17 protein-coding genes are annotated in these 18,421 nt (G+C 31.1%); 9 read left to right on the top strand and 8 right to left on the bottom strand.

Going from position 1 to position 18,421, the window contains the following annotated elements; translation table 11 throughout:
- Window positions 1-389 precede the first annotated feature (389 nt).
- Both CGEO_RS05945 and CGEO_RS05940 read left to right on the top strand, forming a co-directional pair.
- On the top strand, window positions 390-2,489 hold the full coding sequence (locus CGEO_RS05945) for a peptidase domain-containing ABC transporter (RefSeq protein WP_075540586.1): 2,100 nt from the start codon (window positions 390-392) through the stop codon (window positions 2,487-2,489).
- Window positions 2,490-2,770: 281 nt separating this feature from the next.
- Entirely contained in the window at window positions 2,771-4,162 is a 1,392-nt protein-coding gene (locus CGEO_RS05940; RefSeq protein WP_075540584.1) for an HlyD family type I secretion periplasmic adaptor subunit, read from the top strand.
- 146 nt (window positions 4,163-4,308) lie between these two features.
- On the opposite strand, the gene CGEO_RS05935 is transcribed toward CGEO_RS05940, so the two are convergent.
- Both CGEO_RS05935 and CGEO_RS05930 read right to left on the bottom strand, forming a co-directional pair.
- Window positions 4,309-4,578, bottom strand: a complete 270-nt coding sequence (locus tag CGEO_RS05935; RefSeq protein WP_075540336.1) for a hypothetical protein — start codon at window positions 4,576-4,578, stop codon at window positions 4,309-4,311.
- Between the two features lie 122 nt (window positions 4,579-4,700).
- Complete coding sequence (locus CGEO_RS05930) at window positions 4,701-5,537, bottom strand: hypothetical protein (protein WP_172658102.1); 837 nt, start codon at window positions 5,535-5,537, stop codon at window positions 4,701-4,703.
- Between the two features lie 957 nt (window positions 5,538-6,494).
- On the opposite strand from CGEO_RS05930, the gene CGEO_RS05925 reads away from it, so the two are divergent.
- Genes CGEO_RS05925 through CGEO_RS05915 form a run of 3 tightly spaced genes read left to right on the top strand, consistent with a single transcriptional unit; the run spans window position 6,495 to window position 7,857 of the window.
- Entirely contained in the window at window positions 6,495-7,130 is a 636-nt protein-coding gene (locus CGEO_RS05925) for a hypothetical protein (protein ID WP_075540338.1), read from the top strand.
- 9 nt (window positions 7,131-7,139) lie between these two features.
- On the top strand, window positions 7,140-7,754 hold the full coding sequence (locus CGEO_RS10170) for a calcium-binding protein (protein WP_075540339.1): 615 nt from the start codon (window positions 7,140-7,142) through the stop codon (window positions 7,752-7,754).
- Window positions 7,714-7,857, top strand: coding sequence for a hypothetical protein (locus tag CGEO_RS05915; RefSeq protein ID WP_172658101.1), 144 nt, complete (start codon window positions 7,714-7,716; stop codon window positions 7,855-7,857). The genes CGEO_RS10170 and CGEO_RS05915 overlap by 41 nt, the downstream gene beginning before the upstream one ends.
- A 34-nt stretch (window positions 7,858-7,891) precedes the next feature.
- Here the strand turns inward: CGEO_RS05915 and CGEO_RS05910 are convergent, their stop codons facing one another.
- The 3 genes from CGEO_RS05910 to CGEO_RS05900 form a co-directional block, all read right to left on the bottom strand.
- Window positions 7,892-9,169 carry an ArsS family sensor histidine kinase gene (locus tag CGEO_RS05910; protein WP_075540340.1) on the bottom strand — a complete coding sequence of 426 codons (1,278 nt, stop codon included), beginning with the start codon at window positions 9,167-9,169 and terminating at the stop codon, window positions 7,892-7,894.
- A complete protein-coding gene (locus tag CGEO_RS05905; RefSeq protein ID WP_075494398.1) occupies window positions 9,166-9,846 on the bottom strand; it encodes a response regulator transcription factor in 681 nt (226 codons plus the stop codon). Before CGEO_RS05905 ends, CGEO_RS05910 begins: the two co-directional genes overlap by 4 nt.
- Window positions 9,847-9,929: 83 nt before the next feature.
- Window positions 9,930-11,363 carry a Do family serine endopeptidase gene (locus tag CGEO_RS05900; protein WP_075494399.1) on the bottom strand — a complete coding sequence of 478 codons (1,434 nt, stop codon included), beginning with the start codon at window positions 11,361-11,363 and terminating at the stop codon, window positions 9,930-9,932.
- Between the two features lie 198 nt (window positions 11,364-11,561).
- Between CGEO_RS05900 and CGEO_RS05895 the strand changes: the two genes are divergently transcribed.
- The 3 genes from CGEO_RS05895 (at window position 11,562) to CGEO_RS05885 (ending at window position 14,391) form a co-directional block, all read left to right on the top strand.
- Complete coding sequence (locus CGEO_RS05895; protein WP_075494400.1) at window positions 11,562-12,440, top strand: DnaJ C-terminal domain-containing protein; 879 nt, start codon at window positions 11,562-11,564, stop codon at window positions 12,438-12,440.
- Between the two features lie 16 nt (window positions 12,441-12,456).
- Window positions 12,457-12,843 carry a heat shock protein transcriptional repressor HspR gene (locus tag CGEO_RS05890; protein WP_075494401.1) on the top strand — a complete coding sequence of 129 codons (387 nt, stop codon included), beginning with the start codon at window positions 12,457-12,459 and terminating at the stop codon, window positions 12,841-12,843.
- A 96-nt stretch (window positions 12,844-12,939) separates the two neighbouring features.
- Complete coding sequence (locus CGEO_RS05885) at window positions 12,940-14,391, top strand: potassium/proton antiporter (protein ID WP_082255664.1); 1,452 nt, start codon at window positions 12,940-12,942, stop codon at window positions 14,389-14,391.
- 808 nt (window positions 14,392-15,199) lie between these two features.
- Here the strand turns inward: CGEO_RS05885 and cysK are convergent.
- Genes cysK through CGEO_RS05870 form a run of 3 tightly spaced genes read right to left on the bottom strand, consistent with a single transcriptional unit; the run spans window position 15,200 to window position 17,803 of the window.
- Window positions 15,200-16,114, bottom strand: a complete 915-nt coding sequence (gene cysK, locus CGEO_RS05880) for a cysteine synthase A (protein ID WP_075494402.1) — start codon at window positions 16,112-16,114, stop codon at window positions 15,200-15,202.
- A gap of 10 nt (window positions 16,115-16,124) precedes the next feature.
- Entirely contained in the window at window positions 16,125-16,538 is a 414-nt protein-coding gene (locus CGEO_RS05875) for an RrF2 family transcriptional regulator (RefSeq protein ID WP_075494403.1), read from the bottom strand.
- Window positions 16,538-17,803 carry an O-acetylhomoserine aminocarboxypropyltransferase/cysteine synthase family protein gene (locus CGEO_RS05870; protein WP_075494404.1) on the bottom strand — a complete coding sequence of 422 codons (1,266 nt, stop codon included), beginning with the start codon at window positions 17,801-17,803 and terminating at the stop codon, window positions 16,538-16,540. Before CGEO_RS05870 ends, CGEO_RS05875 begins: the two co-directional genes overlap by 1 nt.
- 218 nt (window positions 17,804-18,021) lie before the next feature.
- Between CGEO_RS05870 and CGEO_RS05865 the strand changes: the two genes are divergently transcribed.
- Window positions 18,022-18,354, top strand: coding sequence for a hypothetical protein (locus tag CGEO_RS05865; RefSeq protein WP_075540366.1), 333 nt, complete (start codon window positions 18,022-18,024; stop codon window positions 18,352-18,354).
- The last annotated feature ends 67 nt before the right edge of the window (window positions 18,355-18,421 follow it).

Raw genomic sequence — 18,421 nt, 5'->3', positions numbered from 1 at the left:
AATGCATTTAGTTTTTAACATAGCTAAATGCATCAAGATATAAATATATAATTAGTTTTAAATTCAATCATCACTTTATAATTCTGTTCTATTAAATTTAACTATGGCAAATAAAATTATTGAATTTCTCTAAGAGCAATAAATTTAGTTGCCAACTGTATCACACATCTATGACACTACTTGAATCAAATTTGGTCATAACATTAATATAAAAACTTTAAATTTAGTAGTATCTATGTAGCAGTTATATTCAAAACAAGTTATAAATTTAGTATCAAATCATTTTAATCTTATATAAATTTTACCTTTACTTCCGTTTTTATTTTTATTTAACCACTATTTAACTATAATTTTGTCTTAATTTAAAATTACATCATAAAGGTAAATATTTGTCATCTTCAGCCTTAGTTTGTCTTGAAATTTGCGCATCTTTTTTTAAGGTTAGTATAGATTCATTTGAGATTAAAAACAGATTTGCTATAAGCGAAGCTGAGCCTAGTATCGAAGAGCTAACTAGGATTGCTAAGCAAAGTGGCTTTAAAGCCAAGCTTAAAAAGCTAAATTTAGCCAACCTTTATCGCTATACTCCACCATTTATCGCTCAAGATAGAGATGGAGTTTATTTTACTATCTTAAAGTTAGAGCACGAGAGTAAAAGAGCTATTATTTATAAGGGCGGAAGTGATACTTTAAATATCAGCTATGATGAGTTAGCCATCTTAAGCAATTCTAAGATTATAATCCTTTCAAACGCGATTCTTTCTAAAAACATTAAATTTGGCTTTGGCTGGTTTTATAAACGAATGCTTAGTTATAAAACTATGGTTTATCAAATCCTTCTAGCCAGTTTTATAATCCAGCTTTTTGGGCTTGTAACTCCGTTGTTTACTCAAGTGGTTCTTGATAAAGTACTGGTTCATCATAGTATTAGCACGCTTAATGTGATAGCGTTCGCCTTTTTAGCTGTTATTTTATTTGAAATGCTACTTAGTCTTAGCAGAAACTATATATTTGCTCATACTACAACAAAGATTGATGCAAGGTTGGGTGATGAGCTTTTTTCACACTTGGTATTATTGCCTATGATTTACTTTGAAAACAGAAAAGTTGGAAATATAGTAGCTAGAGTAAGAGAGCTTGATAGTATAAGGGAATTTATAGCTAACAAATCAGTCACAGTACTTCTTGATATGCTTTTTAGCATTGTATTTGTAGCGATGATGTTACTTTATAGTATTAAACTTACTTTAATAGCACTAGCATTCGTAACTTCGATAGCTTTAATTTACTTTTTTATAACACCAACTCTTAGAAAAAGGCTTGAAGAGAAATTTCAAATGGGAGCAGCATCTAACTCATACTTAGTTGAAAGTATTACTGGTATGCAAACAATCAAATCTTTAGCCATAGAAGGTAGTATGAAAAAGCACTGGGAGGACTATCTTGGCAAGTATGTAAAATCAAGCTTTAACTTATCCAATCTAAGTAATATCGCAAGCGGCTTTGCAGGAGCACTGCAAAAGTTTATGACACTATGTATCCTTTACTTTGGAGTTGGACTTGTGATAGAAGGGCGACTTAGCGTTGGACAGTTGATTGCTTTTCAGATGTTTGCAGGTCAGTTTAGCGCTCCTGTTATGAGACTAGTAGGATTATGGAACGAACTTCAACAAGCGCTTCTAAGTGTAGATAGGCTAGGCGATATTCTTAATAACCCAACCGAGCAAACCACAGATAAGCCAATAGCGTTAAATAACATAAAAGGCGATATTAAATTTGATAATGTTAGCTTTAGATACTCGCCAAACTCAAATTTGGTATTAAAAAATTTAAACTTTGAGATAAAGGCTAATAAAAGTGTAGGCATAGTAGGAAGAAGCGGAAGCGGAAAAAGTACTATAACAAAACTAATTGAGCGGCTTTATATACAAAGTGAGGGCTCGATTTATATAGATGATCTTGACATTAGGCATTTAAACCCATATATACTTAGGGGTCATATAGGAGTTGTCTTGCAAGAGAACTATCTTTTTAGTGGAAGTATTAAAGAAAATATCTGTTATGCAAAACCAAGTGCATCTATGAATGAGATTTTAAGTGTTAGCAAGGCTAGTGGAGCTCATGAGTTTATACAAGCTCTACCGCAAGGTTACGATACGCTTGTGGGCGAAAGAGGCTCAAGCCTAAGTGGAGGACAAAGACAAAGAGTAGCTATAGCAAGAGCTCTTTTAAATACTCCTAAAATTTTAATATTTGATGAAGCGACTTCGGCGCTTGATTATGAAAGCGAAAGCATAATAAATAAAAATCTATCCCAAATCAAACAGAATAAAACATTTATCATTATAGCTCACAGGTTAAGCACTGTTAAAAACTGCGATGAGATAATAGTGCTTGATAAAGGCGAGATAGTAGAGCGCGGAACACACAACGAACTTATGATAAAAAATGGATATTATAAGCACCTATATAGCCAACAAGGGCTCTAAATGATTACTAGTTTTTTTGTAAATCAAATAGTTAAATTTGTTAAAATGTTTTGTTTGGATTTAGAAAAAGTGATTAAATTTAGTTTTCTAAAACCAAATAAAACAGATAAATGTAAATTAACAAATTTAATCAAGTTAGATAAATACACTCAACAATATACTTTAAATTTAAAAGAATTTACTAGCTTTGTTTTAGATATTTTAAATAATATTATTAACTATATATTAGTAAATTCATTCAAAGCTCACTTTAACTTCATATCAAATAAAAGAGCTTATTTATGTTAAAAATATTTAAAAAGATTGATGATGACTCACACGAATTTAAACCTCTTTTAGTAGAGATAGAATCCTCTCCTGCTAATCCTCTAGCAAATTTTATACTCTATACCGTTGTAGCTATTATAGTAGTATCTATACTGTGGCTTGTGTTTGCTAAGATTGATATTGTAGTTAGTGCAAGTGGCAAGGTTGTTCCTGATGGAGAGATAAAAATTTTAAAACCGATAGAAAGTGGAATCATATCAAATATCTTAGTAAAAGAAGGTGATAAAGTAAAAGCAAATCAAGCTTTAATCCTAATAGATCCAAGCGTATCGAAGGTAAATTTAACCACAAAGCAAGATGAGCTGAAAGCGTTAAACTACTCTATAGCCAGACTTAAAGCACTAAGCGATATAGATCGTGCTACTTTTAACGATATTGCTAAGAATAAAACAACCCATACTCTAAACGTAAAATTAGATAATATTAACAATAAAACGGATAAACAAGATAGTATATCTGCCTTAAGTCAAGATGAATTAAATTTGTATTTAAATCAAAAAGATAGCTACATACAAGGCATTAATCAACTAAATTTAAGGATAGAACAACTAGATAGCAATATCTTAGCAACAAAAGCCGATATAAAAAGACTAAACACGCTTAAAAAAAGCAGTGCTAAAAGGCTTAAAAGATTAGATAGCGTAAAAGATATAATAGCCTTAAAAGAGTATGATGAGCTAAAAAATGCCATAGCGGAGTATTCATCGCAACTATCGGTAGCTTACTCGAAACTAGATGAGCTAAATAGTAAAAAAGATGAAACAAGTAAAGAGCTAAGTAACTTTATATCTACTTCAAAGTCTAAGTGGCTAGATGAGCTGCTTATAAAACAAAAAGAGGCAAATACGCTCCAAGCAGATATAAACGCGATAGAGTTTCAAACCAAACAACAAGTCATAAGCTCTCCGGTAGATGGATACGTAGGCAAACTGTTGATTCACACTCAAGGCTCAGCCATAAACGCTCAAGAAGAGCTTATCTCTATAATCCCATCAAGTCAAAAACTAATCATAAAAGCAACGGTATTAAACAAAGATATAGGCTTTTTAAAACCAAACCAAGATGTGGCTATCAAAGTCGATACATTTAACTTCCAAAAGTATGGCAAACTAGAAGGTAAGTTAATCCATATATCAAATGACTCTATAAAAGATGAAAAGTTAGGTGAGGTATATGAGATAAAAGTTGGCTTAGTAACAAACTTTTTAATAGTAGATGGAGAAAAGAAAGAGCTAGAACCTGGAATGAGCGTAATCAGTGAGATAAAAGTAGGTAAAAGAAGAGTCATAGAACTATTTATTTATCCTATTATCAGATACCTTGATGAGGGATTAAGCGTTAGATAGAAAGAAGCAGCTCTACTTTTTAAAATATGCTTATTTTTATTAAAGGTAATATTTTGTAAAAAAATATATAAAATAGAGTAAATTTGCAAAATTAATATAGTGATTTTACAAATTTCTCTAATTTGCTTAGCAAATTTATTGCACGTTTATTTAACTAGGTTCCTGCTTTTTATAAATTCGCTATTTAGTTCAAATTTAACTCCATCATTACTTTCTAAATAGTAAAATTTACCTATAGTAGATATGGCTTTTATATTATGAATAGTAATAAATTTATCACCATTTTTTGTTATATAAGTGATATTGCTATCGTTGTTAAAAGAAATATTTTTATCTAAAAAATTATCTTTTGATTTAATTTCGTTTGGTAGGGCATTAAACGCGTTTTTGTCAATTACTAATGTTTGATATTTCAATCCACCTAAATTTAGTGTCTTATATAGCCAATCAGAATAAAATAGTATAATTCCAAAAGCTAAAATTGCAAACATTATGATAAGAAAGGCAGATATAAATTTTTTATTCGTCTCTTCGGATATCAGCAAAGCCCAAGTAAATGAAAGTGGGAAAAAGATAAAAAGTGCCTTACTAAAAATAGAAGTGCAAAATTAGATTGGATTACAAGTGATGGTATAAACAATGCTAATGTAAAAATAGAAAATAAAGAAGCAGCTACTTTTTCGCTGTTTATAGACAATGATATGAGCCATATATAGACAAGTAAAGAAAAAATCAAGATGAGAATAGGTGCAAGTTCATAAAATATTTTGATAAAAGAATTTAAATATGGCAAGATAAAAAGAACGGTAAAAATGCTTAATAAAAAGGCTAAAATATAAACAAATAAAGAGTTGGTATAAAACCACTTTTTATCAGCAAAATTTCCAGAAATTTTATCTGTATTATACAGATACCAAAATCCATATAGAACTACTAAAGATATAGCCAATAGTAGCAAAAAAGCTGAATTATACACTATGATAGATAATAACTCTTGGTACTGCAGAAATGGGATGTATTTATATTTTAAACCAAAGTGTATAAAAAATACAATAAGCCCAAATCCAAAAAATAACACTGTTGATATAAATTGATTATTTCTAATAAAACTTAATATGCTACATAAAGCCTCGATTTTTGCGAGCTTTGCTTTTTGATATATAATCTTATCAAAAAACTTATTTTTATACACTTTATAGTTTCTTGTTTCATCTAATTTGGCGTTATTATTAGATTTATTTTTTGCGTTTGTTTTTTCTAGTTTATACTTTTTTTCAAGATTAGAAATGATGCTTTGTTTTTTAGAATTTAATTCATCTTTTGATGTTTCTTGGATATAGTTTATCTCTTTTCTTACTTCTTCAAAATCGTTCAAAATTTCGTGTTTTAAGATTTTGATTTGTCTATAGATGTATTCGTCTATATTTTTTATATCATTTAATATATTGCGATTTAGCTTGTATTCTAAGGATTTATATAAGTTAATCTTGTCTAACAATAGCGATATAAGGATATTTGAATTTGAGTTATCAAAAGCGCATTTGTTGAAGTACTCACAAATAAATTCTATAAACTCATCACACTCTTTTATCTCTTTATCTTTTTTATAGAGAATTTCATCGAAGCTATCCATAGTCTATCCTTTTTATAGTAATTTTTATTATAGTTAGTTGCTGGTTAAACGACCTTGAATTTACTAAACTCCTACTATGGTAAGATATAAACCAAGATGCCATCTCTCAAAACAATGAACTTATAAGACTATCAGATAAAGTTAAATCAATAAATTTAAACTACACAGATACAACCAGCACACAAACATCAACCGCTACACTAAATGATACAAACAACACTACAGTAACTACACAAGATTTATACTTTAATGTAGATTTAAAAGACTCACAAGAGATTATAGATAACAACTCTATACCACCTTATATAAAAACACTTCCAAATGTAACTGCTATTTATATATAAAATTTTTATATACTTTACATATATTAATTATTTATATTAACATTAGAATTATCTAAATTCTATTTAGATACAATTTTAATATTTAAATTTTATTATCTAAATTTATAAAAAGGATAAAATTTGCAAGACAAATCAGCCGAAGAACTAAAAAAAGCTTTTTAAAGAACAAGATAGACTAAAAGCTAAAAAGATGTTTGGCAAACAAGAGATAAATTTAGATAAAAAACAAGAGATAAATTCAACTACTCAAAACAAGCAAAAGTCAAATTCAGAGTAAGGTAGGTTAAATTCTAACCACCAAACCACACGAACCAAATCTAACAATTTAAGCCAAAGAGACTATGATAAAGAGCCTTTGATTATAAAGGATAATAATTTAAATATTTTTTGTTACATTTCTCTTTTATGTATTTTTATAGCTTTTATTGTTTGGTATTTTTTTGGATATTTTCAAAATATAAAAAATACAACTATTATAGCACTGTTTGCAGGTGGTTTGTATTTGTTAGAATGGAGTGCAACAAGAAACAATCGCTATATAACTTTTAAAAACGATAGTATAAGTTATAATAGTAGAAATATGCTTGTTGATATAAAAATAAATGATATAAATAGTATAAATCAAACTTTTAGTATAAAGTATAAAAGATATGGCGGAATGTTATATAATAAAATAGCTATTTGTTTTATTATTTTTTTCTTTTTTTGCATGATACTAAATGGTATAATTTTTTATACAGTATCGCAGACCATTTTACTTCTCTTTATGCTGTTTATTGTGTTTTTTACCCCTAAATTTATACTTTATATTTATAACAAAGGGAGTATTTTTAATTATAAATTGTTTGACGCTATAGTTATAAAAAGTGGTTATAAATTTATAAATATTTTACCAAATAGTCCTAAAGAAAGACTTGAAATTAAAAAGTATTTTTTACAAAAAAATAAAATTAATATAGATAAAACAAATAAGATATTTTTCATAATATAGGAGTTTGAGATGAGTAGAGAAATAGAAGCAAAAAGAGAGTTAGATAGAGCCGAAATGCGTTTGTTGATTTCTAAAAATGAAATTTTAAAACCAGTCGATGATTTAAGTAAATTTGGTTCTTATGCTTCTCAATTATTAGCACAGACAGAGAATGAAAGAATGGTAGGCGGTATATTTGGCATTATTTCTGGCAATTTTATAAATTTAACTAAAAGTGAAGATATAGTTAGAACCATAATAAATTTGGGAATAGATGTGGTTACTGGTATAATTTTTAAATCAACACCAATAGGTATGGTTCTTGGATATATTGTTGGAGAAACAGTAAAAGATTTTGCAAATAATGTTTATGATTGGGCAACAAATAAAACTTTAGACATCCCAGAAGTCACATCAAATGGTTTTATAAAAGTTACTATGCCAGATGGTGAAGTATATGCTAGACCACTTACTCTTGATGCTAGAGGATTAATTATTGGTGGAAATGGTGATGATGTATTATTTGGTGGCAATGGTAATGATACACTTCAAGGAAATAGCGGAAGCGATATTTTACTTGGCGGTTTTGGAAATGATACTTATAATGCAAATATACGATACAATAGTCATCTACACAAAAAATAATCAAATTTCTATAACCATAGATGGAAACAGTGAGTTTAAAGAGCTAAAAAGTTATCTTTTATATAAAACAGATATAAATTTAATAAAACTAAAAAATGCATAATTTTAAACGATAAAACTAAAATTTATAGCCAAATTTAAGAAACATTGTCGATATCATCAAGGCTTTGGAAATCTTCTTTTATGATGATTTTATCGATATTTTCAAAGCTAAATATATTTATCTCATCTGTGTGCTTGTAGCTAAATTTAAGCCCATGTGATTTTAGTATATTATCAACTATATAAAGCCCAAGTCCAAAGCTTTGCTTAGCGTTTTTGCCTTTAGAAAACGGCTCTATGTAAAACTCAAGTTGTTGGTCAAGTTTTGAGCCTAGAGTGTGGAATTCTATGCTGTTTTGGTTGGCTAAAATTTTGATTTTTCTATCCAAAGAGTATTTCATGCCATTATCTATCATATTTTTTATCGCGATTGAAAATAGTTTGAAATCAACTTGAAGCATGATATCTTCTTCAAACATAATCTCAACTCGATTTTTATCTATCATTGCTAGTTTTATCGCTTCATCGATTAGCTCTTGTAGCGAAAACTCGCCCATCTCGTTAAGTCCGATTCCAGCGGTTGCTCGCTCGACTGCTGCAAATTCATTTATCAAGTCTTCAAGTTTTTCAAAAACAGATATAAGCCTGTCTTGATACTTACCTTTTTCTATCATTTCTACAGTTATTCTGCCTTTTGTTATGGGAGTTTTAAGCTCGTGCATGATGTTTCGTAAAAAAAGTTGCCTTGATTCGTTAAGCTTTTTTATCTGCATAACAGAGTTGTAAAATGCATCTGCAACTTCGCTAATCTCGTCATTTCCGGTGCTTACGTTTGAGATATCAAGATCACCATTAGCAAATTTGTTAATCTGCCTTTTAAGCCTTCTAAGTGGCTTGATTTTACGTATTATGAAGATATAAGTTATCAAAACTGTTAAAAAAACAAGAGAAAATATAACTTTTATGATGTCATATCTGTAGGGCTGATAGTCCGAGTCTTGTAAAAGCATCGTTGTATCGGCGTGTCTTATCCTTAAAAAATGCTTTTTTTTGTGTAAAAGTATAGCCGATGAGCCGATATCGGCGGTGATTTCTTGTATGATGGTTGCGCTGTTTAAGATATAGTTTTTTCTCGTTTTATCTACAACTTCTGGCATTTTAAAATTCTTCATCTGCGACTCATAGTCATCATCGGTTATAAGCCCAGTCATATGTAAAAGTGTAGCGCGAGAGACTATGGAATACTTAGCGTTTAGCTCTCTTGTGTAGTTTTGTTTATCATAATCCATCAGCCATAAAAAAGCGAGCGAAATGCTAATAATAGCTAAAATAAATATAAAAGTTATGGTATAAAATATAGATGAACGCTTCATTGTGTTAGTTTATAACCAACTCCTCTGATGGCGTGTATGTATTTTGGCTCTTTTGAGTTTTCGCCAAGTTTTGTTCGGATTCTTCCTATGATGACATCTATGCTTTTGTTTGTTGAGTCTTCGCTTATCGCATCGCAGTTATATATAAGCTCTTCTCTTGTGATAGCGCCACCTTCTTTTTTAATCAAGTAACTTAGTATATCATACTCTGCGACTGTTAAATTTAGCGGTTGATCATTAAGTGTGATGATGTGTTCAAATTCATTTAAAACTAAATCTTTTTTTAAGTTTTTGCTATCTGCAACGCTAACTTTGCCTTCACTTCTTCTTATAAGGCTTTTTATCCTAACTAGAAGCTCTTGTGGGTTGTAAGGTTTTGGTAAGTAGTCATCAGCCCCAAAGTCAAAAGCGTTGACTTTATCGGTTAAATCGTGCCTTGCGCTTGATATGATTATAGGTATAGCGCTAGTTTTTCTTATCTCTTTGCACACTTCTAGTCCATCAAGCCCAGGAAGTGTAAGATCAAGTATAACTATATCAAAATTTTCTAATTTTAACTTTGAAAGTCCTATATATGGGTCATCTGCAATGATAATACTCATATCAAACTGCTCTAAATACTCTGTTAAAATCTCTGCTAACTCTACATCATCTTCAATCATCAAAATTTTTATCATAAGATTTTCCTTAAATTTAGGGCGATTATATCAAATTTGAAATATATTATCAAGAAAAAGGCTACTTTTTGTAGCCTTTAAATTTATTTATTATTTATCACTAAACCTTGCGGTACGCCATTTCTAATAACCCAGATAAGAGTTTTCTTATCTTTATTTTTAGCTATCGCTGTGTTAAATTCATCTATATTTTTAACCTCTTTATCGCCAACTTGTATGATAACATCTCCTCTTGAAAAACCAGCTTTAAATCCATCAGAGTCCTTATCAACGCTAACAACCAAAACGCCGTTTATATCTTGGCTTATGTTATATTTATACCTGATATCTTCGCTTAAGTTATTTACCTTTAAGCCTTTTACGCTCTCTTTTGAGCCAGTTGTTGAAGCTTGAGATGTTTTACCGCTATCCATATCGGCAAGTTTTACAGAGGTTTTCTCTACTTTTCCGCCTCTTTCATACTCGATATTGATGTTTTTGTTTGGTGTTAGTGAGCCTATGAGGTTTTTAAGGTCATTTGCTGATTTTATATCTTTATCGTTTGCTTTTATGACTAAATCACCTCTTTTTAGACCGGCTTTATCTGCTGGCATATCTTTTTCTATGCTGATTATCAAAGCTCCATTTGAGTTTTTATAAACATCTTTTTGCTCTTTTGTCAAATCGCTTATCATAACGCCTATATATCCGCGCTGTATCTTGCCATCGCTAATAAGCTGCTTTGCGATATCTTTTACCATATTTGATGGAATTGCAAAGCCTACGCCGTTGTTTCCGCCACCTCTACTTAGTATGGCTGAGTTTATGCCTATTAAAGCGCCTCTGCTATCAACAAGCGCGCCACCTGAGTTTCCAGGGTTAATCGAAGCATCTGTTTGAATGAAATTTTCATATTGGTTTAAGCCGATGTTGCTTTTATTAAGCGCTGAAATGATACCTTGCGTTATCGTACTTCCCACACCAAAAGGATTTCCTATGGCAAAAACCATATCTCCTTCAAGTAGTTTGCTTGAATCAGCAAATTTAATAGCTTCTAAATTTTTAGCATCAATTTTTATGATAGCAATGTCTGTTTTTGGATCTGTTCCTACGACTTTTGCTTTATATTCTTTATCATCATCGCTTAAATTTACTAAAATCTCATCAGCATCTTCTACAACATGGTTGTTTGTCACTATATATCCATCGTTTGATATGATAACGCCAGAGCCTAAAGAGCTAAATTGTCTAGTTTTTTCTTGTGGAATTCCAAAGTTAAAGCCAAAAAATTGTCTAAAAAATGGATCATCAAGCAACCCATCCATAGAGCCGTGAGGGCTAGATGAGACTACTTTTTTGGTTGATATATTAACTACTGATTTTTTAGCGCTACTAACTGAGTCGTGGTAAGAGATGACTACATCGGTGTCAAATTCTGGGTTTATTCTTTTAAAATCATTATCTGCATTTTTAAACTCGATATTTGCAGCCAAAAGAGCCGATGCAGCAAAAATAGATATAAAAACAATTTTCTTCATTCTTTATCCTTATGATTAATTTTTCTGAATTATAAATGTCTGATTTTAACATTTCTTTAATATAAAATTTTGAATAAGTAAATAAAAATTTGCTAAAGATTGATTGACATAGACTAAACTTTTTGATATAATAAGACTCAAATCTATATAGTTAAATAACTAAATATAAATTATATAACAATCATAAGGAAAGTGTAGATGAGTGATAGTTTATACGAAACTCTAGGCGTTAGCAAAGATGCTAGTGCTGAAGAGATAAAAAAAGCCTATAGAAGGCTTGCTAGAAAGTATCATCCTGATATAAACAAAGACCCAGAAGCTGAGAATAAATTTAAAGAGATAAATGGGGCTTATGAAATCTTAAGCGATGAAAATAAGCGTAAACAGTATGATATGCACGGCGATAATATGTTTGGCGGTCAAAATTTCCAAGATTTCGCTAGAAATGCAGAAGATATGGGCGACTTAAACGAAATCTTAAAAAATATTTTTGGTGGTGGTTTCGCTTCTGGAAATTTTAGATCAAATGGTGGCTTCTCATCTGGATTTAACGGCTTTAATGGCGGCGGTTTTGCTGAAGATTTGGATATAAATGCAAGGCTAAATATCGACTTTGACTTTGCCATAACTGGTGGCGAAAAACAGATAAATTTAAATGGACAAAGTATCAAAATTCGCATTCCTGCTGGCATAAAAGATGGCGAAAAACTTAGAATCAGAGGCAAAGGTAAAAAGTCTCAAAGAAGCAATGAAACTGGAGATATCATACTTATCGTATCTGTTGAAAACAGTTCTGAGTATAAAATAGATGGCGATGACTTGTATAAAAACATCGATATACCTTTAAAAACAGCTCTTTTTGGTGGCAAGATTGATGTTAAGACATATAAAAAAGATGTTAGCATTAAAATCTCTGAAAATACTAAAAATGGACAAAAAATTCGACTAAAAGGATATGGTATACAAAACAGAAGTAGCAAAATTTATGGAGATTTGTATCTTACTGTTAATGTTATACTTCCAAATATCAATGAACTTGATAGCCAAGCACGAAAAGTTCTTGAAGAAAATTTATAAAATATAAGGATAAAAAATGCATAGCTATGATGAGCCAGTATATCTTATAAGCGTAGTGGCTAAAGTTTTAGACATTCACCCTCAAACTCTTAGACAGTATGAAAAAGAGGGTCTTATAGAGCCAGATAGAACCGAGGGTAAGATGAGACTTTACTCAGAGCGCGATGTCGATAGGATAAAGATGATTTTGCGGCTTACTAGGGACTTGGGTGTAAATTTAGCTGGCGTTGATGTTGTATTTCAGTTAAAAGAGCAAATCGAAGAGTATGAAAAAGTAGTCGATGAGCTAAGAAGCGATATAGAGCGTCTAAGTCAAGGTACAAAGGTTACAAAAGGCTCGCTTGTAAAAAGAAAAAGCAGGTTTGATCTTATATTTTACGATGACAAAAAAGATAAAAAATAAATTTAATAAAACAATATAGTGTGGCAAAACTAGCAAGGTAGACAGTGGTTGGTTTTATCCGTTTAAGTAAAGCAAATTTGAGTAGGAAGGGAAGTTTTGGAAACTCAGTTCATAGTTATGGGTGTGTTGTTCGTCGCAAGCGTGCTATTTAGTAAGATTTCTGATAAATACGGCGTTCCTGCTTTGTTGTTTTTCTTAGCTATTGGCATGTTTGCTGGTACTGATGGAATTTTAAAGATAGAATTTAGTAATGCCAAACTAGCTGGGGATTTTGGAACTATAGCTTTGATTTTTATCCTTTTTGCTGGTGGGCTTGATACATCTTTTAAAGCTATTCAACCTATTTATAAAGCAGGGCTTGTTCTTGCGACTCTTGGAGTTGTGATAACGGCTCTTGTGCTTAGTAGCTTTGTTTATTTTGTTTTAGACTTTACATTTTTAGAAAGCTTTTTGCTTGCTTGTATTATTAGCTCAACTGACGCTGCGGCTGTGTTTGCCATACTTCGCTCAAAAGGCATTAGGCTTAAAAACAGCATAGGCGAACTGCTTGAGTTTGAAAGTGGAAGTAATGATCCTATGGCGATATTTTTAACTCTAACGGTTATTGGTATCATAACAGCTCCACAAGCTCCAAATGCCTTTATTTTGATTAAGGATTTGATTTTACAGTTTGTTTTAGGTGGTGCTTTGGGATATGGATTTGGCTTGATAATGCCTGGTTTTTTAAACAGGATAAAACTTAGCTCATGGGGACTTTATCCGGTTTTGATGATAGCTTTGGTTATATTTTTATTTGGTTTTACATCTAAAATAGGTGGAAATGGCTATATCGCAGTCTATATAGCTGGAATTTTTGCAAACAAAAAAGAGTTTATACATAAAAGAAATTTAATAGGTTTTTTTGATGGTGTTGCATGGTTAATGCAAGTTTTTATCTTCTTAACGCTAGGGCTTTTGGTTTTTCCAAGTGAGCTACCAAGTGTAGCGTTGATAAGCTGTGTGATAGCGCTATTTTTGATGTTTGTAGCAAGACCGCTGAGCGTTTTTATAGGACTTGCTTTATCTAAATTTAATATAAAAGAGAAGATTTTTATATCGTGGGTTGGCTTTAGAGGGGTTGTTCCAGTCATACTTGCAACTTATCCTATGGCGGCTGGATTAGAAAATGCTCATATAATGTTTAATGTGATATTTTTTATGGTTTTAGTATCTGTTTTGCTTCAAGGCTCGACTCTTGGCTTTGCTGCTTCGTTTTTTGGCATAAAAGATGAAGAGTATGATCCAAACATGCACCTTCCAAACAAACCGATTTATTATAGCGGATTAAGACAATTTACCATCCCTAGCGGTTCAAAAGCTATAGGTCATAGCCTAGCAGAACTTGATATGGATGATGACTTTTTGATACTTTTGGTTAAAAGGGACAATGAAAGCATTAAGGTTAGCGGCTCATATACTTTTCACGCTGATGATTTGTTGCTTATTTATTGCACTGATGAAGGCAAATACGAGGGGATTATAGCTGAGTTTAAAGCAAAAGTTAAGTAAATTTACTTAACTTTATTTAAATTTTAATGTTGATTAGCACAATTCGTTCGCGTTTTTTGTAAGATTAAATTTAAAACTCTCGCGCGTTAGTTTTAGATAGTTTTTAAATTTCATGGTTATATGAATTTTTATTCCGTTGTTTTGCTCTAAACAGTTTTTCAAATTTGTTAATTAAAATACTTTTATTTTAGTGATTTAAATTTATGGCGTTGTTGAAATAAATTTAAAAGATTTTATTTAAATTTATAGAGTCATTTCGCTTTTAACTTTGTTTTTAGTATCATTATAAATAGCTTAATCATAAATTTATGCACTCAAAAACTATGATTAAAATCTGAAATAATTTTTATAAAAGTCAAATTTAGCTTTATAAATTTGATTTGCCAAAGCTGATTTTATGGGGACTCTAGTATCAACAGATGTTTGTGAATTTATAAGTTAAATTTGACTTTTATAAGAAGTATTTTGCAAGTTTTTATGGAATTTATAAAAATGGATTTTATTAAATTTAACATCTTGTATTTTAAATTTATATAATTTAATTTTTCAACTAAATTTTGCGTATATAAACTAAATAGTAGTAGTATTTTATCAAAAAACTTTTTTAAAATTATCGCAAAGTTTATGTTTTTACTTAAAAATAGCGTTAAATTTAAAAGCAGTATTAAGAGTGTGTTAAAGTAAAAATTTAAATCAGATTAAGCAAAATTTAGCCACTAAATTTATAACTTTAAAGCCAAATTAGCGACTAAATTTTTACGTAAATTTAAGAAATCATAAAATAAATTTAACCAAATTAAGTCAAAATTTATTTATAAAGCTCAGTTGAAAGATATCTTTCGCCTGTATCGCAAAGAACCGTAACTATGACTTTATCTTTGTTTTCAGGTCTATTTGCTAGCTCATTTGCAGCAAATACATTTGCCCCGCTTGAAATTCCAACCAAAAGTCCCTCTTTTTGAGCTAAATTTTTAGCTGTTTTTAGGGCATCTTCGTTATTTACAGTGATAAACTCATCTATAACCGCGCGGTTTAAATTCTTTGGTATAAAATTTGCTCCTATACCTTGAATTTTGTGCGAACCAGCAAATCCTTCAGTTACCAGTGGAGATGCCGATGGCTCAACTGCTACTATTTTTACATTTGGGTTGTGAGCTTTAAGAACTTCGCCTATACCGCTAACAGTTCCACCAGTTCCAAAACCAGCTACAAATATATCAACCTTGCCATCTGTATCACGTAAAATTTCTTGTGCGGTTGTTTTTTTGTGAATTTCTGGGTTTGCTGGGTTTTCAAACTGTCGCGGGATAAACGAATTTGGAGTCTCTTTTGCTATCTTTTCTGCCTCATTAACAGCGCCTTGCATACCAAGAGCAGGTTCTGTTAAAACTATCTTTGCGCCAAGTGCGTCAAGTAGTTTTTGTCTTTCTATACTCATCGAGCTAGGCATGGTAAGTATAAGTTTAAGCCCAAAGTGAGCGCACACCATAGCTAGTCCAACGCCTGTGTTACCGCTTGTTGGCTCTACTATAACACTGTTTTTATCTATGAGTTTTCTATCCATAGCATCAGTTATCATAGCGTAAGCTATACGATCTTTTACTGAGTGAGCTGGGTTTAAAAATTCAGCTTTTGCTAGAATCGTAGCGTTGTGTGATAGCTTGTTTATCTTAACAAGCGGAGTGTTTCCTATAAGTTGTGTTACGTTTTGTGCTATTTTCATTGTATTTCCTTTATATAACAAAATTTAAAAATTTTCTATTATCTTCTTCTTGTTTGTAAAAATCTTCCAAACTAAGAGATAAAACTTCTTTTATTTCTCTATCAAATTTGTCAAAAGCCTTTTTTATAGGCTCATTTTTTACGATTAAATTTGTTATTTTTACATCTTTTTCTAAAGCCACAAAAATATCATAAAATTTAATCTCGCTTGGCTTTTTAGCTAAAAAATATCCGCCACTTTTACCTTTTAACGCTCCAATTATCCCTTCTTCTCTAAGTGGGTCTAGAATTTGTTGCATATAGTTTTTAGAGATACCAGTTTTTTCTGATATCTCTTTTATGGTTATCGGTGAAACTTCACTAGCTTTTGCTATTTCTAGTATAGCAAGTATTCCATTTACCCCTTTTGTTGTTAATATTGCCATTATCCTAACGCCTTTTCTAAATCTTTTATTAAATCATTACTATCTTCAAGCCCAACGCTTAATCTTATAAGACCAGCCGGAACGCCACTCGCGTTTAGCTCTGTTTCGCTAAGCTGTGAATGTGTGGTTGAAGCTGGATGAGTTATGATCGATTTACTATCGCCGATGTTTACGACTACTTTAAAAATTTCAGTTGAATTTAAAATCTTTTTAGCATACTCAAAATCTCCAACATCAAAACTTAAAAGCCCGCTTGCTTCGCCGTTTAAGAAGTATTTTTGAGCTTTTTCGTATGTGCTTGCGCTTTTTAAACCAGGATAGTTTACGCTTTTTACTTTTGGATGTTTTTCTAACCATTGAGCAATTTTAAGTGCATTTTCTGAGTGTTTTTTTACTCTTAAAGTTAGTGTTTCAAGTCCTTGGATTAACACCCATGCGTTAAATGGCGATAAGGTTGCGCCGATATCGCGAAGTAGGGCGATACGAATTCTAAGTGTGAAAATCGGAAGTGGAACATCTGTGTAAACAAGACCATGATAGCTCTCATCTGGTTCGTTAAAGTGTGCATATCTTGAGTTACCTTTGATATAATCATTTAGTCCTTTACGCGCAACTATTATACCGCCGATTGCCGAACCTTGTCCGTTTATATACTTGCTTGCACTATGAACTACAACATCAACACCTCTAGCTATAGGGTTAAATAGCACTGGAGTAGCGACTGTGTTATCGGCTATTGTGATGATTTTATACTTTTGTGCTATTGAAACGATTTTATCTAGATTTGGAATTGCGATTTGTGGGTTTGAGAGCGTTTCAAAAAATATCGCTCTTGTTTTATCATCTATTAACGCTTCTAAGTCATCAGCATTATCAGAGTCAAAAACTCTAGCTTCTATGCCAAATCTTTTGATAGTATGCGTTAAAAGTGTGGTTGAACCGCCATAGACTTTTTTTGCTACTATGATATTTTCACCAGCTTGAGCAAGATTTGCTACAGAGTAAAATATAGCTGCTTGACCGCTAGCAACTGCTAAAGCCGCCTCTCCGCCTTCAAGCGCTGCTAAACGAGCTTCTAAAACATCGGTTGTTGGGTTTGTTAGACGACTATAAATTTGTCCTAATGCACGAAGAGCAAATCTATCTGCTGCTACTTCACCTGTGCCAAAATCATAAGCCGTCGTTTGATAAATCGGAACACTCATCGTTCCAAAACCATCTTTTGAGTTATAGCCCTCGTGAAGTGCTAGTGTATCTTTTTGCATAAAGTCTCCTCTTTTTAAATTTTATGAAATTGTATCACGAAATAAATAAAATGTCAAGGGTTTTGATATATTTTAATATATTTTTTAAAATGCCTAAATATAGGCATTTCTCACTGCATACGTTTCAAAAATATTTATAAATATACTTATTATATATATTTAAATAATAGAAATTCAACAAATTTGGTATAATTAAGCAAAAAGGTAAAATTTTGAATATTTCCATAGAAGAAAAAGCAAAAAGAGTTAAATATATAAGAGCGTTAGAGCGGTTTGCAAAATCGGCTATAAATTTATTAAAAAGAGATGATTTTGATAAAGAGATGTTTAAAAAACGAGTTAGTAAAAATCTTGAAATTTTAAAAAGAGCAGAACCGGTTTATCTTGATCAGCCGTATACAAAGGGTTTGGAGGAATTTGTAAATTCTATAACAAACCTAAAAGAGCAAGATGAGCTTATAAAAGAGGCAAATTTACTTGATAAACTTAGAAATAACAAAAGCTATAAGAAAGATAAGCATAAGAAAATTGGCTTTGCGGATGAGTATTGAAATTTACGTTTTTATCTAAATTTGGTTAAATTTAAGCCGTATTTAAAGCTTTTAGTTATAGAATTAT

The organism is Campylobacter geochelonis, assembly GCF_013201685.1.
GTDB classification, from domain to species: Bacteria; Campylobacterota; Campylobacteria; order Campylobacterales; family Campylobacteraceae; genus Campylobacter_B; species Campylobacter_B geochelonis.
Note: the sequence above shows the minus strand (reverse complement) of the source record. Positions and strands in the feature narration are given on the sequence as shown.

What these genes read in the sequence shown, in the direction of transcription:
- CGEO_RS05940 (WP_075540584.1), top strand. Translation starts at nt 2,771, where the DNA reads ATGTTAAAAATATTTAAAAAGATTGATGATGACTCACACGAATTTAAA.
- CGEO_RS10170 (WP_075540339.1), top strand. Translation starts at nt 7,140, where the DNA reads ATGAGTAGAGAAATAGAAGCAAAAAGAGAGTTAGATAGAGCCGAAATG.
- CGEO_RS05915 (WP_172658101.1), top strand. Translation starts at nt 7,714, where the DNA reads ATGCAAATATACGATACAATAGTCATCTACACAAAAAATAATCAAATT.
- CGEO_RS05910 (WP_075540340.1), bottom strand. Translation starts at nt 9,169, where the DNA reads ATGAAGCGTTCATCTATATTTTATACCATAACTTTTATATTTATTTTA.
- CGEO_RS05905 (WP_075494398.1), bottom strand. Translation starts at nt 9,846, where the DNA reads ATGATAAAAATTTTGATGATTGAAGATGATGTAGAGTTAGCAGAGATT.
- CGEO_RS05900 (WP_075494399.1), bottom strand. Translation starts at nt 11,363, where the DNA reads ATGAAGAAAATTGTTTTTATATCTATTTTTGCTGCATCGGCTCTTTTG.
- CGEO_RS05895 (WP_075494400.1), top strand. Translation starts at nt 11,562, where the DNA reads ATGAGTGATAGTTTATACGAAACTCTAGGCGTTAGCAAAGATGCTAGT.
- CGEO_RS05890 (WP_075494401.1), top strand. Translation starts at nt 12,457, where the DNA reads ATGCATAGCTATGATGAGCCAGTATATCTTATAAGCGTAGTGGCTAAA.
- cysK (WP_075494402.1), bottom strand. Translation starts at nt 16,114, where the DNA reads ATGAAAATAGCACAAAACGTAACACAACTTATAGGAAACACTCCGCTT.
- CGEO_RS05875 (WP_075494403.1), bottom strand. Translation starts at nt 16,538, where the DNA reads ATGGCAATATTAACAACAAAAGGGGTAAATGGAATACTTGCTATACTA.
- CGEO_RS05870 (WP_075494404.1), bottom strand. Translation starts at nt 17,803, where the DNA reads ATGCAAAAAGATACACTAGCACTTCACGAGGGCTATAACTCAAAAGAT.